A 23,488-nucleotide genomic window follows, 5' to 3' on the forward strand; every position below is an offset into this window, starting at 1 on the left:
ACAGGCGCGGCAACGCTGGCCGCAGGCCACACCATACTCAGGTCAGCGCCGTCATCACGCCCTTGCGGTAGGCCGGACGCTGCTGCAGGCGTGCGTACCAGTCCTGCAGATGCGGCAGCGCCGGCCGTTCGATCGGCATCTCGAACCAGGCGTAGGCGAAGCTGCCCAGCGGGATGTCGCCCATCGCGAACTGCGCGCCCGACAGCCACGGCTGCTGCGCCAGCGCCGCATCGGCCATGCCCAGCAATTCGCCGCAACGCGCCAATGCGGCGGCGATCTTAGCCGCGTCGCGCGCTTCGGGCGCGGTGCGCAGCGTGCCCCAGAACAGATCGCGGAACGCGCCGGCGAAGCTGGAGGTGGTCCAGTCCATCCACTTGTCGCCACGCGCGCGCGCGGCCGGATCATGCGGATACAGCGTGTCCGGCGCATAGCGCGCGGCCAGGTAGCGCACGATGGCGTTGGATTCCCACAGCGCCAGGCCGTGGTCCTCGATCGCCGGTACCAGGCCGTTGGGATTCAATGCGCGGTAGGCCGGATCGGCGGTCTTGCCGAACGCGCCGCCGGCCTCGATCGACGCGTAAGGCACGCCGATTTCCTCGGCGCACCACAGCACCTTGCGCACGTTGCTCGAATTGTGACGGCCCCAGATCTTCAGCATGGCAGCGCTCCTGTCGCGAGCGCCAATTCTATGCTGGCGCGTGCCGGCCTGCGCCGCCGGCAGCGGCGCGCGCGCTCAGTCGAACTGCAGCAAGAAGCCGCCGCGCGCCGGCACTGCCACGTCCACGGTCTGCGCCGGCCCTACCTCGATGCGACGACTGGCCAGCCCCAGCGGGCCGTCGCCATCGGCGATCAGGCGGGCGCCACGGCCGGCCACGCCCAGCTCCGCCAGGTTCAGGCGCAGCGTGCGCGGTTGCGCATCGGCGGTGATGCCGGCCACGTACCAGCGCGTGCCGCCGCGCCGCGCGAGCACCGCGAAGCGGCCGGGATAGCCGTCCACATAGCGGCTGTCGTCCCACACCGCCGGCAATTCGCGCAACAACGCGCGCACCTCCGGCGCGGCCTTCTCCAGATTCTCCGGGGTCTCGGCGTAATGCTGGATGCCGGACACGAACAGCACCGTCTCGGCCAGCTCGAAGCCCGGCGTGGTGCGGCGCTGCACCTTGTCGTTGAGCTTGACCAGGGCCAGCGGGGTGAAGTCCATCGGGTCGAACACGTTGCGCGCGAACGGCAGCATCGCCGCATGCGCCGGCACCTGGTCGGCATTGGCCTGCTCGAAGGTGGCGAATTCAAGGCCACGCACCGCCTCCATCGTCATCAGGTCCGGCCAGGTGCGCTGCCAGCCGCGCGGCAAGGTGGCGCCGTGGAAGTTGAGCATCAGCCCGTACGGCGCGGCATCTTCCATGATGTCCAGGTAGTAGCCGATCATCGACTGCCCGTCGCCGCCGAAGAAGTCGATCTTCACCCCGGCCACGCCCATCGCCTTGAGCCGCGCGAACGCGCGGATGCGGCTGGCGTGGGTCAGCATGCGGTCGCGCGGGGTCTGCGGCGCGTCGTTCCAGCTGCCGGCCGAGTTGTACCAGAGCAGGATGGCCACGTGCTTGCTGCGCGCGTAAGCGATCAGCTCGCGCATCCTGTCTTCGCCGATCTGCGAGTCCCACAGGGCGTCGATCAAGGTATAGCGCCAGCCCATGCGCGCGGCGAAGTCGATGTAGCGCTTCTGCACGGCGAAGGTGGTGGCGCCGTCGCCGAGCAGCGGCCAGCTCCACGCCGCCTTGCCCGGCTGCGGCGGCGCGACCGGCGCGACCGCGGGCGGGTCGGCCAGGTCGGTACCGAGGGTGGACTCGGCGATGGTCTTCAGGCTGCCGACCGCGACGATGCGCCACGGCGAGCGCCATGGCAGCGCGAAGCGCGGATTGGCGGCGCCGCCGGGCAGCACCTCGCGCGGATCGGGCATGCCGATCGCGTACTCGCCGGGCACGTCGGCGACCTCGCGCAGGCGGCTGCCGGCATGGCCGCGGCCGAGCGAGCCCTCGCTGAGCAGGACCCAGTCCGCCGCATGGCGGAACAGGGCCGGATACACCCAGCCGGCTGCGAGCGGCGACGGCGTGCCGACGCCGATGTCCTGCAGGTAATACTCCTCGTACGAGGGATTGGTCCTGCCGAAGCCGGTCTTGGCCGGCGACATCGGCTGCAGCCAGGCGCGCGTGGCGGCGGCGAAGCGGAACGTGGTGGCGTCCTCGCGCAACTCGCGGATCGTCGGGTCGCGCTGCGGGAAAGCGTAGCGGAACGCGACGCCGTCGTCGGAGACCTGGAATTCGATCTGCAGGCGCTCGCCGTTGGCGCCGCGCCAGGAGAACATGCGGCGGTTGGCGTAGTAGTCGTTGATGCGCCGCTTGCCGGTCAGCAGTTCGTAGCGATCGTGCACTGGCGCGACCGGCGACACCGCGAGCAGGCGCAGGCCCTTGGAGAAATCGGCATCATCGCGGATCAGGCCCAGTCGCGAGCGCAACAGCACCTCGCGGCCTGCGCGCAGCACGCGGTAGTGCGCGCTGCCGGCCGCGTCCACACTCACTTGCGCGCGCAGCGTGGCGTCCGGGCTGAGCACTTCGCCGACCATGCGCTCGGCGGCCAGCGCCGGCAGCGCGCACAGCAGCAAGGCGCAGGCCGCAGCGATCATCGCCGACGCCCTGCGCCAGCGGCTCAGAACTGCGGATTCTTTTCCCATACCGGCCTCGCTCGGCAATAGACCGCATAACGCTCGTGGGCGATGCGATAGAACGGTATCAGCGTGATCGGGCCTTGGATGCCGTCGGCCTCGAACACCTGCTCGTGGCCTTCGCACTTGCGCGCCCACAGCTTTTCCGGCGCGAAATACACCGCCGGCAGCTGGCGGCCGACGATCCGGTTCAACGACGGCCGCTGGTCGGACACGTGCAGTTGCGCCGGATCGATGCCGTCGCTGCCCAGTTGCGCGGCCAGCACCAGCGGGCCGTACATCATCGCCTGCAGACTGGGTTCGTCGGGCAGCGGCGCGGCATGCAGCGCCATTGGCAGATCCAGTTCGATGCGGTCGCCGTCGGCGAAGCGCCGCTGCAGCGCCAGGTAGCTGCCCGGGGTCGCTTTTATCGCCTGCGCCTTGCCGTTGATGCGCAGGCGCACGCCCTGGGTGGCCCAGTACGGGATGCGCAGACGCAGCGTCATCTGCTGCGGGCGCTTGCACTGGAACACCAGCGCGGTGCCTTCCTGCTGCGGGAAGCGGGTGCGCTGCACCACGCGCAGGCCGCGCTCGGGCCAGTCCAGCTGCGAGGCGATGAACAGGTTGACGGTGAGGCCGGCAGCGTCGCGGAAATAGATGCTGTCGTTGCTCTTGGCGAACTCTTCCACGCCGGTGCCGGTGCAGCACCAGAACGAGGCGAACGGCGTGTTGTAGAGCTTCCAGTAACCGGCATCCATCGGCACGAAATACATCAGCATGCCGGCTTCGTCCTGGGTGCCCAGGCGCGCGTTGAACAGCACGCGCTCGTAGTAGTCCATCAGCGCCGCGTCCGGCTGCCAGGTGTACAGGTGCCGGGTCAGCTTGAGCATGTTGTAGCTGCAGCAGCACTCGTGGCTGTGCCCGCTCAGGCGCCCGGCGAAGTGGTCGGGCTTGCCGAACAGCTCGTAGTCGCTGGTGCCGCCGGTGCAGTAGGCATGGTGGCCGCTGACCGTGCGCCAGAAGAAAGCGGCGATGTCGCGCTGGCGGGGGTCGCGGCCGATCTCGTAGGCGCGCGCGGCAGCGACGATCTTCGGGATCTGGGTGTTGGCGTGCAGGCCGGCCAATGCGTCGCGCTGCTGCGCCAGCGGCTCAAGCAGCGCAGGTTGCGCGTAGCGCGCGGCCCAGCGCTGGTACTTGGGGTCGCCGCTGAGCAGGTATAGCTCGAGCAGCGACTCTTGCACGCCGCCGAACTCCACGCCGAGGATGTGCTGCCACTGTGCGTCGTCGCAGCCGTCCATCCACGCGCCCAGCCAGTCGGCGAAGCGCTGCGCGCTGCGCAGCGCCTGGGCGTTGCCGGCATGGCGGGCCATGTCCAGATGCCCGGCCAGTATCTTGTGCGCGGTGTAGAGCGGCACCCACACGTCCTCGCCGCGGCGCAGCCGCGCGTAGAACGCGGCCGGATAGGCACCGAGATAACCGTCCTGGCGCTGGCAACGCGCCAGTTCGGCGACCAGCGCATCGGCCTTGTCCTTCAATGCGGCATCGCCAGTGGCGGCGTACAGCAGTGCGCAGGCGGACAGGTAATGCCCCCCGGCGAAATGCCCGCGCAGTTCGCACTTAGGCGATTCCCAACCGCCCAGCGGTTCGGCATCCGAGGAAAGGCCCGCGACAAGCCGAAAGTTGTGCAGCAGGCGCGCATTGGGAATCGACATCAGGTAGCGGCGGTTGCGCTCGCGCGCCTGCAGGAACGGGCCGTCGAGCAATTGCACCTGGCCCAGCGCGAACGGTTGCTCGCGCAGTTGCACGAACGGCTGCCGCTTCGGCTGCTCCGGCATGGCGGCCGATGCTGCCGCGCCCAGCGCCTCGCCCTGCGTCAACAGGCCCAGCGCAGCCAGCGAGGCGCCGCCGTAGTGCAGGAAATCGCGGCGTGTGCAGGCCAGGCCTGCGTCTTCATGCTCCGTCATGGGTCCGCTCCCGCATCCGGCGTGCGCCGGGTCAACAACCGCTGCATCAGGCAGAACAGCAGCAGCAGCGCGCCGATCACAATGCGCGTCCACCACGAGCTGAGCGTGCCGTCGAACACGATCAAGGTCTGGATCACGCCCAGCATCAGCACGCCGAACAGCGTGCCGATCACATAGCCGCTGCCGCCGGCCAGCAAGCTGCCGCCGATCACCACCGCGGCGATCGCATCCAGTTCCAGGCCCAGCGCATGCAGGCTGTAGCCGGACAGCATGTAGAACGTGCACACCACCCCGGCCAGCGCCGAACAGAACCCGCTGAAGGCGTACACCTTGATTTGCGTGGCCGCCACCGGCAGCCCCATCAGCCGCGCCGAGGCCTCGCTGCCGCCTAGCGCGTACACGCAGCGACCGAAGCGCGTGCAGTGCGCCAGCCACATGCCCAGCGCCACCGTGACCAGCGCGATCAGCGCGCCGATCGACAGCGAGGCGCCGGCGCCGATCGGCACGCGGAACTGGGCGATGGCCACGTACAGCGCATCGTCGATCGGGATCGAATCGACGCTGATCAGGTAGCTGGCGCCACGCGCCAGGAACATGCCGGCCAGGGTCACCACGAACGGCTGCAGCCGGTAGCGCTGGATCAGCGTGCCCATGAACGCGCCGAACAGCGCCCCGAGCAGCATCAGCAGCGGGATCGCCGCCAGCGGCGACCAGCCATGGCGCTGCACCAGCGACGCCGACAGCACCGTGGTGAAGGCGATCACCGCGCCCACCGACAGGTCGATACCGCCGCTCAGAATCACGAAGGTCATGCCGACCGCGGCGATGCACAGGAAGGCGTTGTCGATCAGCAGATTGGCGAACACCTGCGGCGACAGGAAACCGTCGTAGAGCACGCCGCCGGCGCCGACCATGGCCACGAACAAGGCCACGGTGATCGCCAGCGGCAGGCGCGCGCCGTGCAGCAGCGTGCCGGCGCGGCGCAGGCCGCGTGCGGTCTGGATCGGCGCCCCGGCCGCGCTCATCGCCGCGCTCCCGGCTCGGCACGCCGCACCCAGCCGCGCACGCTGGCGCGGAACTGCGGCGATTGCAGCAGCATCACCGCGAACACCAGCAGCGCCTTGATCAACATGTTGACCTGCGCCGGCACGCCGATCGCGTAGATCGTGGCGGTCAGGGTCTGGATGATCAGCGCGCCGATCAGGCTGCCGGCCAGGCTGAAGCGGCCGCCGTCGAGCAGCGTGCCGCCGAGGGTGACCGCCAGGATCGCGTCCAGCTCCATCAGCTGGCCAGCATTGTTGGCGTCGGCGCTCTTGACGTTGGAGCTGATCAGCAAACCGGCCAGGCCGGCGCTGAACGCGCAGAACACGTACAGCAGCACCGCGATCAGCCGCGCCTTGATCCCGGCCACGCGCGCCGCGCGCGGGTTGTGCCCGATCGCGCGCACGAACAGGCCCAGCGCGGTGCGCCCGAGCAGCAGCTGCAACACCGCGAACACCGCCGCGACCACGAACAGCGCGAACGGCAGGCCGAGCAGGAAGCCGTTGCCGAGATAGAAATACGGCGGGTAGTAGATGGTCAGGATCTGGCCGTCGCCGATCAGCTGCGCCACGCCGCGCCCGGCCACCATCAGGATCAGCGTGGCGATGATCGGCTGCATGCCGACCTTGACCACCAGCAAGCCGTTCCACAAACCGCATGCGGCGGCAACCAGCAACGGCGCCACGATCACCGCCCACAGCGGGAAGCGGCTGTGTTCGCCGCCGCCGATCATCCACGCCGCCACCGTCGCGGCGATCGCTACCACTGCGCCGACGGAGATGTCCAGGCCGCGCACCGCGATCACCAGGGTCATGCCCAGCGCGACCAACGCCAGCGGCGCGGCGCGGTTGCCGATATCCACCAGGTTGCCGTACAGGTGCCCGTCGCGCCATTGCAGCGCCAGGAAGCCGGGATTCCACAGGCCGTTGCCGAGCAGCAGCAGCGCCAGCGTCGCCAGCGGCCAGAACAGCGGATGGGCGACGATGCGTGCCGGCAGCCGCGGCGCGCTCGGCGATGACGTGGCCGCCGCGCTCATGCCGCCGTGCTCCCGGCGATCAGTTGGAACACCGCGCGTTCGCCGCAGCCGCCCGGCAGTTCGCCGACCAGGCGGCGTTCGCGCAGCACCGCGATGCGGTCGGCGATGCGCTCGATCTCGGCGACCTCGGCGGAAATGAACAACACCGCCATGCCCTCGCGGGCCAGCGCCAGGATGCGGGTCATGATGTCCTGCTTGGCGGCGATGTCGATGCCGCGGGTGGGTTCGTCGAGGATCAGCAGCCGCGGCCGCGTCGCCAGCCAGCGCGCCAGCACCACTTTCTGCTGGTTGCCGCCGGACAGCAGGCCGACCGGCGTTTCCACGCTGGCGGTCTTGATGCCCAGCGCGTCCACGTAGCCCTGCGCGATGCGCACCTGTTCGGCCAGCGGCAGGAACCGGCGCAGGCCCATGCGCGCCTGCAGCGCCAGCACGATGTTCTCGCGCACCGACAGCTCGGCGACGATGCCGTCGGTCTTGCGCTCTTCCGGACACAGCGCCAGGCCGTGGCGGATCGCGTCGGGCGGGCCGAGCAGCGCCACGGCGTGGCCGTCGATGGACACCCGGCCGCAATCGGCGCGGTCCAGGCCGAACAGCAGCCGCGCCAGTTCGGTGCGGCCGGCGCCGAGCAGGCCGGCCAGGCCCAGCACCTGGCCGCGGCGCAGTTGCAGGTCGATCGGGTGCAACTGGCCGCGCCGGCCCAGGCCCTGCGTCTGCAGCAGCACCGGCGCGTCCTCGGCCGGCGCGGCGTCCACCGCGGCGGCGGCCGCGGCGGCCACGTCCAGTTCGCGTCCGACCATCGCCGCGATCAGCCGCGGCGCCGGCAGCTCCGCGGCCAGGTATTCGCCGACCAAGCGGCCGTTGCGCAGCACGCTGATGCGGTCGGAGACCGCATACACCTGGTCGAGGAAGTGGGTCACGAACAGGATCGCCATGCCCTGCTCGCGCAGGCCGCGCATCACCCGGAACAGCTCGGCGACCTCGCCTTCGTCGAGGCTGGAGGTGGGTTCGTCGAGAATCAGCACCCGCGCCGACACGCTCAGCGCGCGCGCGATCGCCACCATCTGCTGCACCGCCACCGGATAGGCGCACAGCGCGCGGCGCACGTCGATGTCCACGCCCAGCCGCTGCAGGCACTCGCGCGCTTCGCGCTCGACCCGGCGCCAGTCGATGCGCCGCGGCCAGCCCTGCAGCGGATAGCGGCCGGCGAAGATGTTCTCGGCCACCGACAGGTTCGGGCACAGGTTCACTTCCTGGTACACGGTACTGATGCCCAGCTGCTGCGCCTGCAGCGGCGAGGCCGGCGCGATCGCCTCGCCGCCCAGCGCCATCCGCCCGGCATCGGCGGCGACCGCGCCGGTCAGCAGCTTGATCAGGGTGGATTTGCCGGCGCCGTTCTGGCCCATCAGCGCGTGGATCTCCCCGCCGCGCAGGCACAGCGCCACGTCGTCCAGCGCGGCGACGCCGGCGTAGGCCTTGCTCAGTCCCTGCGCATGCAGCACCACCGGCGTCATCGGCAGGCTCCGTCAGTACTTGCGCTTGGGCAGCTCGGCGGCGGCCTGCGCCTGGGTGTACACCGATTCCTCGACCACGATGCGCTTGGGCAGCGGCTTGCCGGCCTTGGCATCGCGGATCGCCTGCACCAGTTGCGGGCCGAGCAGCGGATTGCACTCCACGGTGACGTTGAGCTTGCCGGCCTGCATCGCCTCGAACGCGCCCTTCACCCCGTCGATCGAAATCACCAGGATGTCCTTGCCCGGCTTCAGCCCGGCTTCCTCGATCGCCTGGATCGCACCGATCGCCATGTCGTCGTTGTGCGCGTAGAGCACGTCGATGTTGCGCCCTTCCGACTTCAGGAACGCCTCCATCACTTCTTTGCCCTTGGCGCGGGTGAAGTCGCCGCTCTGCGAGCGCACCACCTGGAAGCGCGGGTTGGCCGCGATGATGTCCTTGAAGCCCTTCATCCGGTCGATCGCCGGCGCCGAGCCGACCGTGCCCTGCAGTTCGACGATGCGCACCGGCTTGTCGCCGTCCTTCAGCGGCGACTGTTCGAGCAGCCAGCGCCCGGCCTTGCGCCCTTCCTCGACGAAGTCCGAGCCGATCAGCGTGGTGTACAGGCTGTCGTCGGAGACCTTGACCGCGCGGTCGGTCAGCACCACCGGGATGTTCGCCGCCTTGGCTTCGCGCAGCACGGTTTCCCAGCCGGATTCGACCACCGGCGAGAACGCGATCACGTCCACGCGCTGGGCGATGAACGAGCGCAGCGCCTTGATCTGGTTCTCCTGCTTCTGCTGCGCATCGGAGAATTTCAGTTTCATTCCCGCCTGCTCGATCGCCTGCTTGACCGAGGCGGTGTTGGCGGTGCGCCACTCGCTCTCGGCGCCGACTTGGCTGAAGCCGACCGTGATCTGGCCCGGCTTGGCGGCCGCGTCCTTGCCGCCGCCGGAACACGCGCTCAACGCCGCGCCCAGCAGCACCACCATTCCCAGCACCGCCGCACGCATACCTGACTTTCGCATAACCCCTCCTCGTTGATTGCACGCTGGCGGTCGCGCGGCGCTAGTGCCGCGGCGGCCGCCCACCCTCCCAGGCAGGCGCGCGAATGGATCGATCAGTTCATCCCGCGAATGTATAGGCCGTCTTGACCGTCGTGTAGAACTCCACCGCATAGCGGCCCTGCTCGCGCGGGCCGTAGCTGGAGGCCTTGCGCCCGCCGAACGGCACGTGCGGATCGACCCCGGCGGTGGGCAGGTTGACCATCACCATGCCGGCCTGCGCATGCCGCTTGAAATGCGAGGCGTGCTGCAGCGAGCGCGTGGCGATGCCGGCGCACAGGCCGAACTCGGTGTCGTTGGCCAGCGCCAGCGCGTGCTCGTAGTCGTCGGCCGGCATCACCGCCGCGACCGGGCCGAACACTTCCTCGCGCGCGATGCGGTGCTGCGGCTGCGCAGCGATCAGCGCCGGGCGCATGTAGTGGCCCCGGTGCTCGCACTCCAGCGCCTCGCCGCCGTAGACCAGCTCGGCGCCTTCTTCCTGGGCGATGCGCACGTAGTCGCGGTCCTGCGCGAACTGGCTGGCGCTGGCGACCGGGCCGATGTCGATGCCGGGGGTCAGCGCATGGCCGATCTTCAGCGTGGCCAGGCGCTTGCTCACGCGTGCGACGAATTCGTCGTACACCGCGCGCTCCACGATCAGCCGGCTCGATGCGGTGCAGCGCTGACCGGTGGAGAAGTACGCGCCGTTGACCGCGATCTCCACCGCCAGGTCCAGGTCCGCATCGGCCAGCACCACCAGCGGATTCTTGCCGCCCATTTCCAACTGGATCTTCAGCCCGCGCGCGGCGGCCTGCGTGAGCAGATGATTGCCGGTGGGCACCGAGCCGGTAAAGCTCAGCGCGTCGATGCCGCGGTCCTCGACCAGCGCCTGGCCGACGGTGCGGCCGCTGCCGATCACCAGGTTGAACGCGCCGCTGGGCAGGCCGGCGCGGCTGAGGATCTCGGCCAGCGCCCAGGCGCAGCCGGGCACGATCTCGGCCGGCTTGAACACTACCGTGTTCCCGTAGGCCAGCGCCGGGGCGATCTTCCACGCCGGAATCGCCAGCGGGAAATTCCACGGCGCGATGATGCCGACCGTGCCGACCGGCTCGCGGGTGATCTCCACGTCCACGCCGGGGCGGGTGGAGGCGAGTTTTTCGCCGGGAATGCGCAGCGCCTCGCCGGCGAAGAACTTGAAGATCTGCCCGGCGCGGGCGGCCTCGCCGATGCTCTCCGGCAGGGTCTTGCCTTCTTCGGAAGCCAGCAGCGTACCCAGCTCCTGTTTGCGCGCCAGGATCTCGCTGCCGACGAAGTCCAGCGCGTCGGCGCGCTGCTGCGGCGTGCTCGCCGCCCACTTGGCCTGCGCCGCGTTGGCCGCGGCGATCGCGCCACGCACCGCGTCGGCATCGACGCTGCCGACCTCGCCCACCGGCGCGGACAGGTCGGACGGATTCTCGTCCGCCGTGATGTCGCTGCCGGCCACCCACTGGCCGTCGATATAGCTCTGGAAACGCTGGCTCATGCCGTTCTCCTGTTCGGTTACAGCGCGCGCACGCCGCCCAGGTCGAACCCGGCCGACACCCGCTGCAGCGGATTGACCAAGGCCGCGCCCAGTTCCGGCAGTTCGATCTCGAAGCGGTCGCCCGGCTCGGCCTGCACGCCGTCGGCGAAGCTCAGCGTGGCGGTGCCGAAGAAGTGCAGATGCACGTCGCCGGGCACGCGATGCGCGGCGTATTTGAAGTGGTGGTATTCCAGATTGGCCAGCGAGTGGCACATGTTGGCCTCGCCGGTGACGAAAGGCTTCTCCCAGATCAGGGCATCGCCGCGGCGGATGCGGCTGCTGCCGCGCAGGTCGCGCGGCAGCTCGCCGCTGCGCAGCTCCGGCCCCACCGCGCAGGCGCGCAGCTTGGAATGGGCCAGGTACAGGTAGTTCTGGCGTTCGGTGATGTGGTCGGAGAACTCGTTGCCGAGCGCGAAGCCGAGCCGGTACGGCACGCCGTCGGCACCGATCACGTACAGCCCGACCAGCTCCGGCTCCTCGCCGCCGTCCAGCGCGAACTCCGGCGACGGCAACGGCGCGCCCGGCGCGACCAGGATGCTGCCGTCGCCCTTGTAGAACCATTCCGGCTGCGCACCGGGCTGGCCGTCGCACGGGATGCCGCCTTCCACGCCGAGCTGGAAGATCTTCATCGAATCGGTGAGCGTGCCCTGGTCGGCCTGCTGCTGCAGGTTCTGGTGCATCGCGTCGCGGGTGGCGGCGCTGCCTAGGTGGGTCAGGCCGGTGCCGGTGACGCGGCAGTGCGCCGGGTCCGGATGGGTCAGCGGCGACAGCACGCGGTGGTTGGCCAGCAGTTCGGCGTAGTCGAGCACGATGTCGCCGAGCTGATGCGTGGCGTAGGCGTCCAGGCCGAGGCCGGCGGCGAGCGCGGCGTTGGCCAGCGCATAGGTCGAGCCGACTTCGCGCAGCAGGCGCACCTGGGTGCCGTCCGCCTCTACGGCGCCCACGCTGGGGATGCCGGACTCGTCGAGCAGTTGGATCAATCGCATGAATCGGTCGCCTGTCGGAATACGAAAGAGCGGCGCGGCAACACAGACCGCCGGTGCCGCGGATGCGGTTCTATTCTGGCCGGATGACCTATATGCAACAAATATCGTTTTTGGCTTAATGTATACGAACATTCATATGCATAGGGCCGACATGCCTGCCGCCACGCCCTGGTTCGTCCGCGCCCGCCTGAAGACCCGGCAATTGATGCTGCTACTGGCGATCGAGGAGGAAGGCAACATCCATCGCGCCGCCGAGACCTTGAATATGTCGCAGCCGGCCGCGTCCAAGCTGCTCAAGGACCTGGAAGACATGATGGAGGTGCCGCTGTTCGAGCGGCTGCCGCGCGGCATGCGCCCGACCTGGTACGGCGAGGCGATGATCCGCCATGCGCGCATCGCCCTGTCCAGCCTGGGCGAGGCCGGCGCCGAGATCGAGGCGTTGAAGGCCGGCTATTTCGGCAACGTCAGCGTCGGCGCGATCGCCGGGCCGGCGATGACCCTGCTGCCGGCCGCGCTGGCCCGGGTCACCGAGCAGCATCCGCTGCTGCGGGTGACGCTGCGCGTGGACGGCAGCGACGTGCTGCTGGAGCAACTGGCGCAGAACAAGCTCGACATCGTGGTGGCACGGCTGTTCGCGCGCCACGACAAGCGCAACCTGCACTACCAGGCGCTGGCCGAGGAAGAGGTGTGCGCGATCGCCCGTCCCGGCCATCCGCTGCTGGCGATGCCGCGGCCGGCGCTGCGCGAGCTGGCCGCGGCCGGCTGGATCGTGCCGCCGGACGGCAGCGTGCTGCGTCACCGCTTCGAACTGATGTTCCAGAACGCCGGGCTGGAGCCGCCCAAGCGGGTGGTGGAGACCTCGGCGCTGGTGGTGCTCCCGCAACTACTGCGCCATGGCGACTACCTGGCAGTGGTCCCGGTGGACGTGGCCCGGCATTTCGCCGACCACGGCAGCGTGGCGATCGTGCCGGTGGAGCTGTCGTGCCGGATGGACGCCTTCGGCATCGTCACCCGCACCGACTGGCTGCTGTCGCCGGGCGCGCGGATCATGCTGCAGGCGCTGCAGGCCGCCGCCGGGCCGGTGTACGGCTACGTCGCGCCGGCCGAGGATGCGGTGACACCGGCAGATGCGCGAACCGAAGAGTGAGGTCGGGGCTGAAGCCCCTCCCACAGTGCACCCAGCCGGCCAACCGCAAGCCCCTGTAGGAGCGGCTTCAGCCGCGACCGAACGCAGAAATCAACATTCCGTCTTCGGACACCGTCGGGGCTGACGCCCCTCCTACAGTGCACCCAGTCGGCCTGCCGCAAGTCCTTGTGGGAGCGACTTCAGTCGCGACGAGCGGAGCCCGGAATCGCGACCGTTTCAGTGACCGGTCGGGGCCGAGGCCCCTCCCGCATGGCAGCAACGCATCCGCCGCTCAGGTCCAACCCGCATCCACCACGAACTCTTGCGCGGTGATCGCGCGCGCCTCGTCCGAGGCCAGGAACAGCGCCATGCGCGCGATGTCCTCGGGCATCACCTTGTCCGGCAGGCACTGATTGCGCGCCAGTTCGCGCTCGCCGGCCTCGTCCAGCCACAGCGTGACCTGGCGTTCGGTCATCACCCAGCCCGGGGTCAGCACGTTGATGCGGATCCGCGCCGCGCCCAGTTCGCGCGCCAGGCCGCGGGTCAGCCCGTTCACCGACGACTTGGCGGTGGCGTAGACCGGATAGCCGCCGGTCTTGGTCTGCCAGCCGGTGGAGCCGAGGTTGACGATCGAACCGCCGCCGAGCCGCTTCATGCCCGGCACCACCGCCTGGATGGCGAAGAACGCGGCGCGCTGATTGATCGCCACGCAGCGCTCCCAGTAAGCCGGGGTCACCGCGTCCAGCGCGTGCCGGTCGTCGCTGCCGACGTTGTTGAGCAGCACATGGAAATCGCCCAGCTCGGCGGCGGCCGGGCCCAGCGCCGCCTGCAGCGCGGCCACGTCGGTGACGTCGCAGCGGCGCCACCACGGCCTGGCCAGGCCGGCCGCGGCCAGCCGCTCGGCCAGAGCCGCACTGGCCTCGGCCGCCACATCGACGAAGGCGACCTGCGCGCCCTGCCCGGCGAAGGCCTCGACCAGCGCAGCGCCGATGCCCGACCCGCCGCCGGTGATGAAGACCCGGCGTCCGTGCAGGCTGCCGTAGGTTGCGTTGCCGGTGCCGGGAGACGCCGCGTTTGCCGTGTTGTCCATGCCGTTTCGCTCTAGGTGGATGAGATTTTGATATATGAAAACAAATATCAATAGTCAGATATTTGTTATTTTTCATGTATCAATATGCCCGCTAGCATCGCCGACGTAAAGCACCCCGGGCGACGCCGTGCAGGCACCGATCCGGGCCGATCAGGTCTCGAGGAATCCGCCAGCATGGGCTCACCCACCAAACCGGTCCGCCGCAGCCAGGCGTGGTTCGGTCGCGAAGGCAAGCAAGGTTTCTACTACCGCAGCTGGCTCAAGAGCGCGGGCCACCCGCACGACATGTTCGACGGGCGCCCGGTGATCGGCATCTGCAACACCTGGTCGGAACTGACTCCGTGCAACGGCCACCTGCGCGAGCTGGCCGAGCACGTCAAACGCGGCGTCTACGAGGCCGGCGGCTTCCCGCTGGAATTTCCGGTGATGTCGCTGGGCGAGACGCAGATGCTGCCCACCGCGATGCTGTTCCGCAACCTGGCCAGCATGGACGTGGAGGAGTCGATCCGCGCCAATCCGCTGGACGGCGTGGTGCTGCTGATGGGCTGCGACAAGACCACCCCGTCGCTGCTGATGGGCGCGGCCAGCGTCGACCTGCCGACCATCGGCCTGTCCGGCGGCCCGTCGCTGTCCGGCAACTGGCGCGGACAGCCGCTGGGTTCGGGCACCGGGGTGATCCAGATGTCGGAGATGGTCCGCGCCGGCACCCTGAGCCAGGACGAGTTCGTCGAGGCCGAGGCCTGCATGCAGCGCTCCAAGGGCAGCTGCATGACCATGGGCACCGCTTCGACCATGGCCAGCATGGTCGAAGCGTTGGGCATTTCCTTGCCGGAAAACGCGGCGATCCCCGCGGTCGATGCGCGCCGCGCGCGGCTGGCGCGGCTCAGCGGCCGGCGCATCGTGCAGATGGTCGAGGACGACCTGCGCATGTCGCAGGTGCTGACCCGCTCGGCGTTCGCCAACGCGATCAAGGTCAATGCGGCGATCGGCGGCTCCACCAACGCGGTGATCCACCTGCTGGCCATCGCCGGGCGCCTGGGCGTGCCGCTGAGCCTGGACGACTGGGACCAGTTGGGATCGCGGCTGCCGTGCCTGGTCAACCTGAAACCGTCCGGCCAGTACCTGATGGAAGATTTCTACTACGCCGGCGGACTGCCGGCGGTGATGCGCGAACTCGGCGCCGAGTTGGAGCTGGACGCGCTCACCGTCAACGGCCGCACCCTGGGCGAGAACGTGGCCGACGCGCCGTGCTGGAACCGCGAGGTGATCCACGCGCTGGACACGCCGTTCCGCGAGCAGGCCGGCATCGCCGTGCTGCGCGGCAACCTGGCCCCGGACGGCGCGGTGATCAAGCCCTCGGCGGCCTCGCCGCACCTGCTGCAGCACCGCGGCCGCGCGGTGGTGTTCGAGAGCATCGAGGACATGAAGGCGCGCATCGACGACGAGGCGCTGGACATCGACGCCGACAGCATCATGGTGCTGAAGAACTGCGGCCCGCGCGGCTACCCGGGCATGGCCGAGGTGGGCAACATGCCGCTGCCGCCGAAGCTGTTGCGCGCTGGCGTCACCGACATGGTGCGCATCTCCGACGCGCGCATGAGCGGCACCGCCTACGGCACCGTGGTCCTGCATGCCTCGCCCGAAGCCGCCACCGGCGGCACCCTGGCGCTGGTGCGCGACGGCGACATGATCGAACTGGACGTGCCCGGACGCTCGCTGCACCTGGAAGTCAGCGACGAGGAACTGCTGCGCCGGCGCAGCGAATGGACCCCGCTGCCGACGCCGCTACGCGGCTGGAGCAAGCTGTACGTGGAACACGTGCAGCAGGCGCACCTGGGCGCGGACCTGGATTTCCTGGTCGGCGGCAGCGGCGCCGACGTGGCCCGCGACTCGCATTGAATCCGAATCGCAACGCGCCGGCGCCCGGCTCGAACGCTCGCACAGCAGAGCAACCGATACAGGTACCGCAGGCGGATATGCTACCTGCGGTACCACGCGGGACAGAGCGCAGATGCCCAGCTTGCGCGCGCCAAGGCATGCCTCAGCGCGCTGTTCAACACGCAGCAAGATCCTCGAACAGGCAGCGATCGTCTTCCGGAGGCGGCCGCTGCCGTAGCATCTGCTCGGCGATCTGCACCGGATCGCTCCCGACCGCCGACTGACGCCTTACTGGCGCCTGCTGCGCCTGCTGTGGCTGCGACTGCTGCTGCGCGCGGTCAGGCTGGACATCCGCACGCGCCATGCGCATGTCCTGTCCTTGCGTCAGCGGCCCCGACGACTGTTCGAAGCGCGCGAACCGCTGGTCCGATTCCAGGATCTGGCGTACCGAACGCGCGTAGCGATCGCGCTCGGCCGGCGTCTCCGAGTGGTAGGCGCCCACCGCCGCCCAGCTATTGCCGTACTTGTTCATCATCTGCCGCAGATGCCAGGCCGCCACATAGGTGCTTTCGCAGGGATCCATCAGCTCGCGCACCGAGACCCCGTACTGCGACAGGCGCCGCAGATGGATCGAATTGATCTGCATCTGCCCATAGTCGATGCTGCCGTTGGCGTTGCGATGCACCGTCTGCGGCCGGGCGCGCGACTCCTGCCAGGCGATGGCCTTGAGCACGCGCGCATTGACCTGCTGATAGGCAGCGGCCTGCTCAAAGCAACCGGCATGTGCCAGCGGCGTGGCTAGCCATGCCGCAAGCAGCCATCCTATCCGTCGCATACGGGCTACACCGCACGGAGCTGGAACGACACGTCCGCCGAGGCGGAAAGCGCCGGTTCGCCGAAGAGTGAAGCCAGCAAGCCTTCTTCCAGGCCGGATTGCTTGTCCTTCCCTTCCATGGCATCCGCCAACTGGCGCGCAATCGCATCCTCCTGAGCCTCGGACAGCAACGGCGTATCGCCGCTCCCGTTCTGTGTCGAGAGATTGACCTGCCCGCCGGATTGCTCATCCTTCCTTTCCATGGCATCGGCCAACTGGCGCGCAATCGCATCCTCCTGAGCCTCGGACAGCGGCGGCGTATCGCCGCTCCCGTCCTGTGTCGACAGATTGCCCTGCAGGGCATCGGCCAACTGGCCCGCAATCGAATCCTCCTGAGCCTCGGACAGCAACGGCGTATCGCCGCGCCCGTCCTGTGTCGACAGATTGTCCTGCAGGGCATCGGCCAACTGGCCCGCAATCGAATCCTCCTGAGCCTCGGACAGCAACGGCGTATCGCCGCGCCCGTCCTGTGTCGATTGCTTGTCCTTCCTTTCCATGGCATCGGCCAACTGGCGCGCAATCGCATCCTCCTGAGCCTCGGACAGCGGCGGCGTCTGCGATTGCGCCGTCATGTCGCCCTGGACCGCCAAGCCCGAGGCAACGGCCGCTTCGGCCAACGTGCGGCTGATGCCGTTCTCCGCTTTGTCCAAAGTGCGGTCGACGGCGGCGTCGGCAGAGGCCAGATCCTTTTTCAGCGGATCCAGCAACGGCTCGGCCACGTCCTTGGCGCCGTCGCGCAGCATCCACAGCGGCTTGCGCGCCATCGTGTCGCCGACGACATCGGCGTACTTGGACAGGGACGTGCCATCCATAAACGAACGGGTGAGATTGGCGCCGACATTGGCGGCCATGCCTTCCGGCGTCAGCGAGGTGCACACGTTGAACGCATTGCTCGCCACGGACAGGCTATCTTTGCCCAAGCGATCGAAACGGCCATGTACCGCGTCATCGGCGAAACGCGCGCCGCCGGCCACCACGCCTTCAGCGGAATCGACGACTTGGTCCACGCTTTTATCGACCGCGTCGCGGGCCTTGTCCATGCCGCGCTTGGCAGACTGGGCGAGCTTGGTGAGACCCTTGCTCAGATGCGCATCGGCCACGGTGCCCAGGGCCAGATCGGTCATCGCCCCGCCAACGGCCAAGCCGAGCTTGAACTCGGCCTTGGCGGTATCGCCCACGGCCTTGCCCGCCTGTCCCAATTCATGAAGGCTGCCCTTGAAATCCCCCTGCATGACATCGCCTACGGCATTGACACCATGCTCTACCACACCTTCCACACCTTTGGCTACGTCTTTTGCCCCCTGCTCGACGCCGTGCGCGACATCTTCGGCGGCATGGGCGATGCCATGCCCGACGCTTTTAAAGAAACTTTTAAAGCTCATCGCAAAGTCCTCTTGTTTGTCGGAGTGAACCGGTGCCGGCCCGGCCCAGCGACCGACCAGACGGCCGCGATCGAACACTAAGCCCACGCACGCGTGCGCTGGCCGCTGCAACCGAACCAATCGCTCCCTCTGCGAAACAAGGCTGAAAGATCCGCGCATCGATGCCCAGTGGCACGATCTTTCTTCGCTCACGGCGGTCCGATTTCGTACATCGACAGCAAGACCGCGGATCAGGCGTCTAACTTAGGACCGGGCTAGATGCCCAGACCATCGTGGTCGATATCACTCAACCATAGCCATGAGATAGTCACTATGAGCCTTCTAGACGTTAACTTCGGTGCTTCCGCTCAGCGCGTCCCTTCCGATCACAACATTGACCAATCTTCCTGCAACGCCAACGGCGGCGGCAGTAACAGCATGTCTGCCGAGCTCGATCAGCTGATGATGGCGTTGATCATGGTGCTGCAGCAGATGCAGCAGTCACAGCGGGGACAGCAGGATCAGGGCGGCGACTCGGGCGGCGGCGCGCAGGGCCCCGGCCAGGGCGGCGGCGCGCAGGGCGCCGGCCAGGGCGGCGGCGCGCAGGGCGCCGACCAGGGCGGCGGCGCACAGGGCGCCGGCCAGGGCCAGGGCCAGGGGCAGGGCCAGGGCATCGACTTCATCGGTCAGGTGCTGATGTCCATACTGATGAATATGATGCAGCAGATGCAGGGCGGCGGCAGCGGCGGCGGCGGCTTCGGCGGCGGCTTCGGCAGCAACAGCTTCGAGCAAGGCCCCGGCCCCCAGATCAACTGAGTGCCATCTGCGCCTCGCTCGCGACTGCGAGCGAGGCGCTACCGCGCGGCAAACTCAGGGCGAGACCACGTGCGGCGTCAGCAGGAACAAACGTTGTACGCTACTGCGCTGCTTGGAGCGGTGCTGGAATAGACGGCCCAACACCGGCACCTTCGACAATCCCGGCACGCCGGTCACGCCGCTCTCGTCGTCGTTACTCTCGTAGCCGGCAATCAGCAGGCTCTCGCCGTCGTTTATGAAGGCCTCGGTATTGATCTGACTGGAAGAAATCACCGGAATCTGGTCCACCGTCTTCGACGTCAACTGCCCGTCCTCGATATGCACGTCGAGGCGAATCTGTTTGGCCTCTGAATCGGGCACCACCGTGGGCAACACCCGCAGCGAAATGCCGGCCGACAACCCGTAAAGATCCGCGCTCTGATAGCCTGCCACACGCACGAAGAAGCGTTGCCGCTGGTCCATGATCGCCTCGACGTTGTCCAGCGTCGCCACTTTCGGCGTGGACACGATCTTGGCGCGATTGCTCTGCTCCAGCGCCGACACCCGCGTCATCAGAAAACGACCGGCATCGCCGAGCACGGCAGTGAGCATGCCGCCGCCGGGAGTCAGCCCGTCGGCACTGTCGCCCAGCCCCGGGTTGGCGCCGGGAGCACGGTAGCCCAGCGCGTCGCCCTTTCCGTCGCCGTTCTGCAGGTCCAGATGGCGATTGTGCAATCGCCAGTCCACGCCGAGATCGCGCAGTGCACCGTCCTGTACCTCGATGATCGTCGCATCGATCTGCAGCAGTTGCGGACGCGAGTCCAATTGCTGGATCAGCGCCGCGTAACCGGCCATGCGTTCCGGGCGATCGCGGATCACCACGGCGTTAACGCGCGGATCGGCCTGGATGAAGGGAAGCTGCTCCGAGGCGCCCCCGGCGCCCTGCTCCGCGCTACGCGCAGGAGCGCCGGCGCCGGCGCCATAGTCCGCGCCAGCCTGGGCGGGTGCGGATGCGGCAGTGGAATCGGGGATCGGCCCGCCGCTAGGCAACGGGGGCCGCACCGGCGCCTGCCCTCCGCCCAGACCGAACCAGTTGTTGGGCAGCCCCACGCCGGATGCTCCGCCGCCGGGATCGCTGCGCGCCCCGTTATTGATACTGTCTTCCAACGAGCGCAATCGCTGCTTGTTGGCGAGCGCACGCTGGATGAGGTCGGTCGAAAACGGCAGTCCGCCGAGGCTCTGCGAGGTATGTGTGTACATGCCGCGCAGCAAGGTGACCATCCCGGGGATCTGCACGCTCTGGCCATCCATCTGAACGGTGCGATCGGCGGCACGGGCATAATGCAACGGGAAGACGCGCATCTCCGTACCGTCATGCATCGCACTGCTGTGATCCACCGACCGCACCACGGCCGACACGGTTTCCACATAGCCGGGCGGGCCGGAGACAAGCAGCGTTCGCGCTTTGTCGTCATAGCGGATCGGAAAGCGCCGATCGGCGACACCCATGCGCTCCAGCGCCTCCTTCGCCTGGTCGGTGGTGGCAGCGGACAGGGTCAAGGTCGTGCTGGTGACTTCGTTGCCTCCCCACACGCGCAACACCGTACCGTCGTAATACCAGACGAATCCGTAGCTGGACGCCAGCGTGTCCAGGAACTTCTGCGGCGGGGTGGCGAACTTGCCGCTGACCGTGCCACTGACCTCGGGCGAAATCCAGGTCATCACCCCCTGGCTGGAGGCGAAGTCGCGCAAGACATCCTTCAAGTCCTTGTTTTCGACCACATATTGGAAGTTGCCGCGATGCCATGGCACCTCGGCCGCCGTCGCCGAAGTGGCGGCGGCGTGCACCGCGATCGCCAACGCCACTGCCAAACACGCGCGCGGCATTGCCGCCGATCGCGAACGATTCTGTTTCATTGATCCTCCTGTCAACGCTGCAAGGTTTCGGCCGGGACTTCGTCGAACTGCCGCCGATAGCACTTGACCAGCGCCGAACGGCTCACCACGCCCCAATGCTCGGCTGCCTGCAGCACCCCGCCGCAGCCGGATTCGGACAGCAGTTCGTCGCGAATGCCCTGCATGCGGTAACGGCGCAGCACCTGGGTCGGCGACATGCCCGTGGCGGCCTTGAAGGCCAACTGCAAGGCGCGCCCAGTCACCCCGATCTGCGCTGCAACTTCGTTGATCGACAGGTCGGGGCGATGGACGTTTTCCAGCATGTAGGCATAGGCACGACGGTACTTGGCAGGCAAGCGCGCCGAAATGTCGTCGCTGCACTGCGCCGCAGAGCCGTCTTCCAGCGATCGCGCAACCTGCACTTCGCTGCGCAGGCATTGCACCGCATCCAGCGCATAGCGATTGTACAGGCGCAGGGCTTGCTCGGTACGCCCAGCCGCATGGCAGATCTTGGCCTGGCAATATTCCAGTTCCAGATCCCAGCGCATCGATACCTGCCTGACCACGCCGGCCAATGCGCGCTCGGCCAGGTCGGCGCGACCGGCGGCCAGAGCGGCCAGGGCAAGCTCCAGCTTGGGGCCATGGCGCGAGTTGCGGCCGCACGTGGCCGCGGGCTGCGGAATCGCGTCGTAGACCGCGTCGAAGCTGTTGACATCTCCGCTGGCGATCCGCAGCAGGGAACGCACGAAATGCAGCCGCCGCGCCAGGATCGGCATCGCGGCGGCGACCTCGGCGGCGCAACGGTCGATCTCGTCCGCATCGAAGGTGCCGGTCCATTTCTCGTTGCACGCCGCCGCCTGCCAGAAGACATGGTCGATCAGCCGCTCGGAGCGGCGGATGCTCAGCTGCGCGAGCATGTCCAGGCGCAGGGCATGAACGACCGGAAGCAGAAGCTTGGCAATATCGGCCTCCATCGCGGCTTCGTGGGCACGATCCACGACCTGCAGCGCCTGCATGCTCTGGCCCAGATGGAAGTGCGACAGCGCCTTGCCCATCAGGCTCTCCACGCGCAGCAGCTGATCGGCATCGCGGTCCACCACCAATTGGCCGAAACAGTTCAACGCTGCACTGAGCCTGCGCTGCTGCAGCATCTGCCAGGCGGTGTTGCGACAGGAGAGCAGGCGCAGGTCCGCGCCGCCGTTGCGCATGCGCTTCTGGGCCAGGCGGTAGGACTCCTCGGCTTCCTCTTCGTATTCCATCATCAACAACCCATCGCCGATGGCGCACAACAGGCTCGCCTCGCCGACGCCGTCCTCATGCTCCTGATCGCGACGATGATGCAGGTATTGCAACGCCTGCGGCCAAGCTCCGTCCAAAACCTTCTTCGAATAATTCGGTAAATTTTCGTTGTGGGTTAATGCAGAGATCGCAGCGAGATAAGTAGTCAAAAACATAACGTTTTCTCTCCGGGGGAATGAGAGGAAGAACCGCAGGAAACTTCTGAAAGCACATGCGGTGCGATGGCGCAATTCATTGTAGGTAGACGCCGCAACAGAATCCCTTAATTAACCCCAGGACGATGATCAAAAAATCTCATTCTGTCGTCGTTCGCAGACAAATATGCCCAACCCATTGATTTCTCAAGGCGACTAACGATAAAGAGCGCAACTCGTACATTTGGCGATGATCAATAATTGAATAATCTGCAAAATACAGGCTTGATTCATCGAGCGCCGCGATGCAGGCCGCGAGCGCAGCCTGACGGTACTGGTGGGGTGGCGGCGAAGGCCGAGGCGGCAGCGACGATGCTGCGCACGCGCGGCGGCGTGCGCTCAATGGGTCGCGGCGGACCCGCTCAGGAACTGGCCGATCTTGGCCTGGAAATGCACGAAGGACAGCTCGTCCAGCAACTGCGAAACGAACACTTGCATCAGCAACGCCAGCATCAGCAAGGCCAACGCCCCGCGCACCGGCTGGCTCAGATTGGACGGCTCGAGCTTGTCGGCGCTGCGCGCGACAAGGCCGAAACCCAGGTCAACCAGCACCAGCACCAGCATCACCGGTGCCGATAGCTTGACCGTCGCCGTCATCATGTTGTCGGTACTCTGCAGCACGAACTGGGTGGCGAGCTGCCTCGTATCGGGCTGCAGCGTCGCCAGCGGCCACAAGCGGTAGGATTCGAACACCGCCCCCAGCAACATGATCATTCCACCCAGCACATAGAACAGGGTGATGGAGGTCTGCAGGATCGTGTTGGAGACCGGGGTGCTCTGGTCTCCATGCAGCGGATTGCTCATCTGCACGTTGTTGAAACCGGCCAGGTCGTCGATCACCGTGCCCACGTTCTGCGCGACCCAGAAGATGGTCGATGCGGCGTAGCCGATCATCAGGCCGACGAACGCCTCCTTGCCGACCAGCCCAAACAGGGTCAGCGGATCGATCCGTGCCAGCAGATCCGGCGGCTGGCCATAGGCGACGAAGCCTCCCAACAGGTACACCACGCCGTTGCGTGCGGCTCCCGGAATGGCATCTTGCCCGGTCGCCGGCAGCACCATGAACAGCACGAAGCAACGCACGCTCGCCAGGACCAGCAAGAACACCAACCCGATACCCTGCGAGTGCAGCCATACCAGCGCTTGGCCGGCATCGGACAC

18 protein-coding genes are annotated in these 23,488 nt (G+C 67.8%); 3 read left to right on the forward strand and 15 right to left on the reverse strand.

Annotated features, from left to right (window positions below; translation table 11 throughout):
* Positions 1–37: 37 nt before the first annotated feature.
* The 9 genes from ISN38_RS04580 to araD1 form a co-directional block, all read right to left on the reverse strand.
* Positions 38–658, reverse strand: coding sequence for a glutathione S-transferase family protein (locus ISN38_RS04580; protein ID WP_003470707.1), 621 nt, complete (start codon positions 656–658; stop codon positions 38–40).
* 75 nt (positions 659–733) lie between these two features.
* The gene (locus tag ISN38_RS04585; RefSeq protein WP_003470709.1) at positions 734–2,677 is read right to left on the reverse strand and encodes a glycoside hydrolase family 97 protein; all 1,944 of its coding nucleotides are present in this window, start codon (positions 2,675–2,677) and stop codon (positions 734–736) included.
* A 23-nt stretch (positions 2,678–2,700) separates the two neighbouring features.
* Positions 2,701–4,659 (reverse strand): glycoside hydrolase family 127 protein, encoded by a 1,959-nt coding sequence (locus ISN38_RS04590; RefSeq protein WP_058363150.1) that lies wholly within the window; start codon positions 4,657–4,659, stop codon positions 2,701–2,703.
* Positions 4,656–5,684 carry a galactofuranose ABC transporter, permease protein YjfF gene (yjfF, locus tag ISN38_RS04595; protein WP_058358357.1) on the reverse strand — a complete coding sequence of 343 codons (1,029 nt, stop codon included), beginning with the start codon at positions 5,682–5,684 and terminating at the stop codon, positions 4,656–4,658. Before yjfF ends, ISN38_RS04590 begins: the two co-directional genes overlap by 4 nt.
* Positions 5,681–6,736: an ABC transporter permease gene (locus tag ISN38_RS04600; RefSeq protein ID WP_058195661.1), complete on the reverse strand. Its 1,056-nt coding sequence runs from the start codon at positions 6,734–6,736 to the stop codon at positions 5,681–5,683. Before ISN38_RS04600 ends, yjfF begins: the two co-directional genes overlap by 4 nt.
* The gene (locus ISN38_RS04605) at positions 6,733–8,247 is read right to left on the reverse strand and encodes a sugar ABC transporter ATP-binding protein (protein ID WP_047324674.1); all 1,515 of its coding nucleotides are present in this window, start codon (positions 8,245–8,247) and stop codon (positions 6,733–6,735) included. Before ISN38_RS04605 ends, ISN38_RS04600 begins: the two co-directional genes overlap by 4 nt.
* 12 nt (positions 8,248–8,259) lie before the next feature.
* On the reverse strand, positions 8,260–9,252 hold the full coding sequence (locus ISN38_RS04610; RefSeq protein ID WP_230811818.1) for an ABC transporter substrate-binding protein: 993 nt from the start codon (positions 9,250–9,252) through the stop codon (positions 8,260–8,262).
* A 97-nt stretch (positions 9,253–9,349) separates the two neighbouring features.
* A complete protein-coding gene (locus ISN38_RS04615; RefSeq protein ID WP_058362542.1) occupies positions 9,350–10,789 on the reverse strand; it encodes an aldehyde dehydrogenase family protein in 1,440 nt (479 codons plus the stop codon).
* A 17-nt stretch (positions 10,790–10,806) separates the two neighbouring features.
* A complete protein-coding gene (araD1, locus tag ISN38_RS04620) occupies positions 10,807–11,814 on the reverse strand; it encodes an AraD1 family protein (protein WP_038240201.1) in 1,008 nt (335 codons plus the stop codon).
* Between the two features lie 151 nt (positions 11,815–11,965).
* Between araD1 and ISN38_RS04625 the strand changes: the two genes are divergently transcribed.
* Complete coding sequence (locus ISN38_RS04625; RefSeq protein ID WP_003472999.1) at positions 11,966–12,961, forward strand: LysR substrate-binding domain-containing protein; 996 nt, start codon at positions 11,966–11,968, stop codon at positions 12,959–12,961.
* A gap of 271 nt (positions 12,962–13,232) precedes the next feature.
* Here the strand turns inward: ISN38_RS04625 and ISN38_RS04630 are convergent, their stop codons facing one another.
* A complete protein-coding gene (locus ISN38_RS04630; RefSeq protein ID WP_206712084.1) occupies positions 13,233–14,030 on the reverse strand; it encodes an SDR family NAD(P)-dependent oxidoreductase in 798 nt (265 codons plus the stop codon).
* A gap of 174 nt (positions 14,031–14,204) precedes the next feature.
* Between ISN38_RS04630 and ISN38_RS04635 the strand changes: the two genes are divergently transcribed.
* On the forward strand, positions 14,205–15,929 hold the full coding sequence (locus ISN38_RS04635) for an IlvD/Edd family dehydratase (RefSeq protein ID WP_003469724.1): 1,725 nt from the start codon (positions 14,205–14,207) through the stop codon (positions 15,927–15,929).
* A gap of 154 nt (positions 15,930–16,083) precedes the next feature.
* Here the strand turns inward: ISN38_RS04635 and ISN38_RS04640 are convergent, their stop codons facing one another.
* The gene (locus tag ISN38_RS04640; protein WP_206712085.1) at positions 16,084–16,743 is read right to left on the reverse strand and encodes a lytic transglycosylase domain-containing protein; all 660 of its coding nucleotides are present in this window, start codon (positions 16,741–16,743) and stop codon (positions 16,084–16,086) included.
* A 5-nt stretch (positions 16,744–16,748) separates the two neighbouring features.
* The gene (locus ISN38_RS20130; protein WP_241753984.1) at positions 16,749–18,242 is read right to left on the reverse strand and encodes a hypothetical protein; all 1,494 of its coding nucleotides are present in this window, start codon (positions 18,240–18,242) and stop codon (positions 16,749–16,751) included.
* 339 nt (positions 18,243–18,581) lie between these two features.
* On the opposite strand from ISN38_RS20130, the gene ISN38_RS04650 reads away from it, so the two are divergent.
* Positions 18,582–18,959 carry a hypothetical protein gene (locus ISN38_RS04650; RefSeq protein ID WP_206712086.1) on the forward strand — a complete coding sequence of 126 codons (378 nt, stop codon included), beginning with the start codon at positions 18,582–18,584 and terminating at the stop codon, positions 18,957–18,959.
* A gap of 54 nt (positions 18,960–19,013) precedes the next feature.
* Here ISN38_RS04650 and sctC read toward each other — a convergent pair whose 3' ends face one another.
* The 3 genes from sctC to sctT all read right to left on the reverse strand — a co-directional run bounded on the left by sctC (position 19,014) and on the right by sctT (position 23,488).
* Complete coding sequence (sctC, locus tag ISN38_RS04655; protein ID WP_399507238.1) at positions 19,014–20,855, reverse strand: type III secretion system outer membrane ring subunit SctC; 1,842 nt, start codon at positions 20,853–20,855, stop codon at positions 19,014–19,016.
* A gap of 11 nt (positions 20,856–20,866) precedes the next feature.
* Complete coding sequence (locus ISN38_RS04660) at positions 20,867–22,288, reverse strand: helix-turn-helix transcriptional regulator (protein ID WP_047324668.1); 1,422 nt, start codon at positions 22,286–22,288, stop codon at positions 20,867–20,869.
* A gap of 378 nt (positions 22,289–22,666) precedes the next feature.
* Positions 22,667–23,488: a type III secretion system export apparatus subunit SctT gene (gene sctT, locus ISN38_RS04665; RefSeq protein WP_038238263.1), complete on the reverse strand. Its 822-nt coding sequence runs from the start codon at positions 23,486–23,488 to the stop codon at positions 22,667–22,669.

Source organism: Xanthomonas translucens pv. undulosa (genome assembly GCF_017301775.1).
Taxonomy (GTDB): Bacteria; Pseudomonadota; Gammaproteobacteria; order Xanthomonadales; family Xanthomonadaceae; genus Xanthomonas_A; species Xanthomonas_A translucens.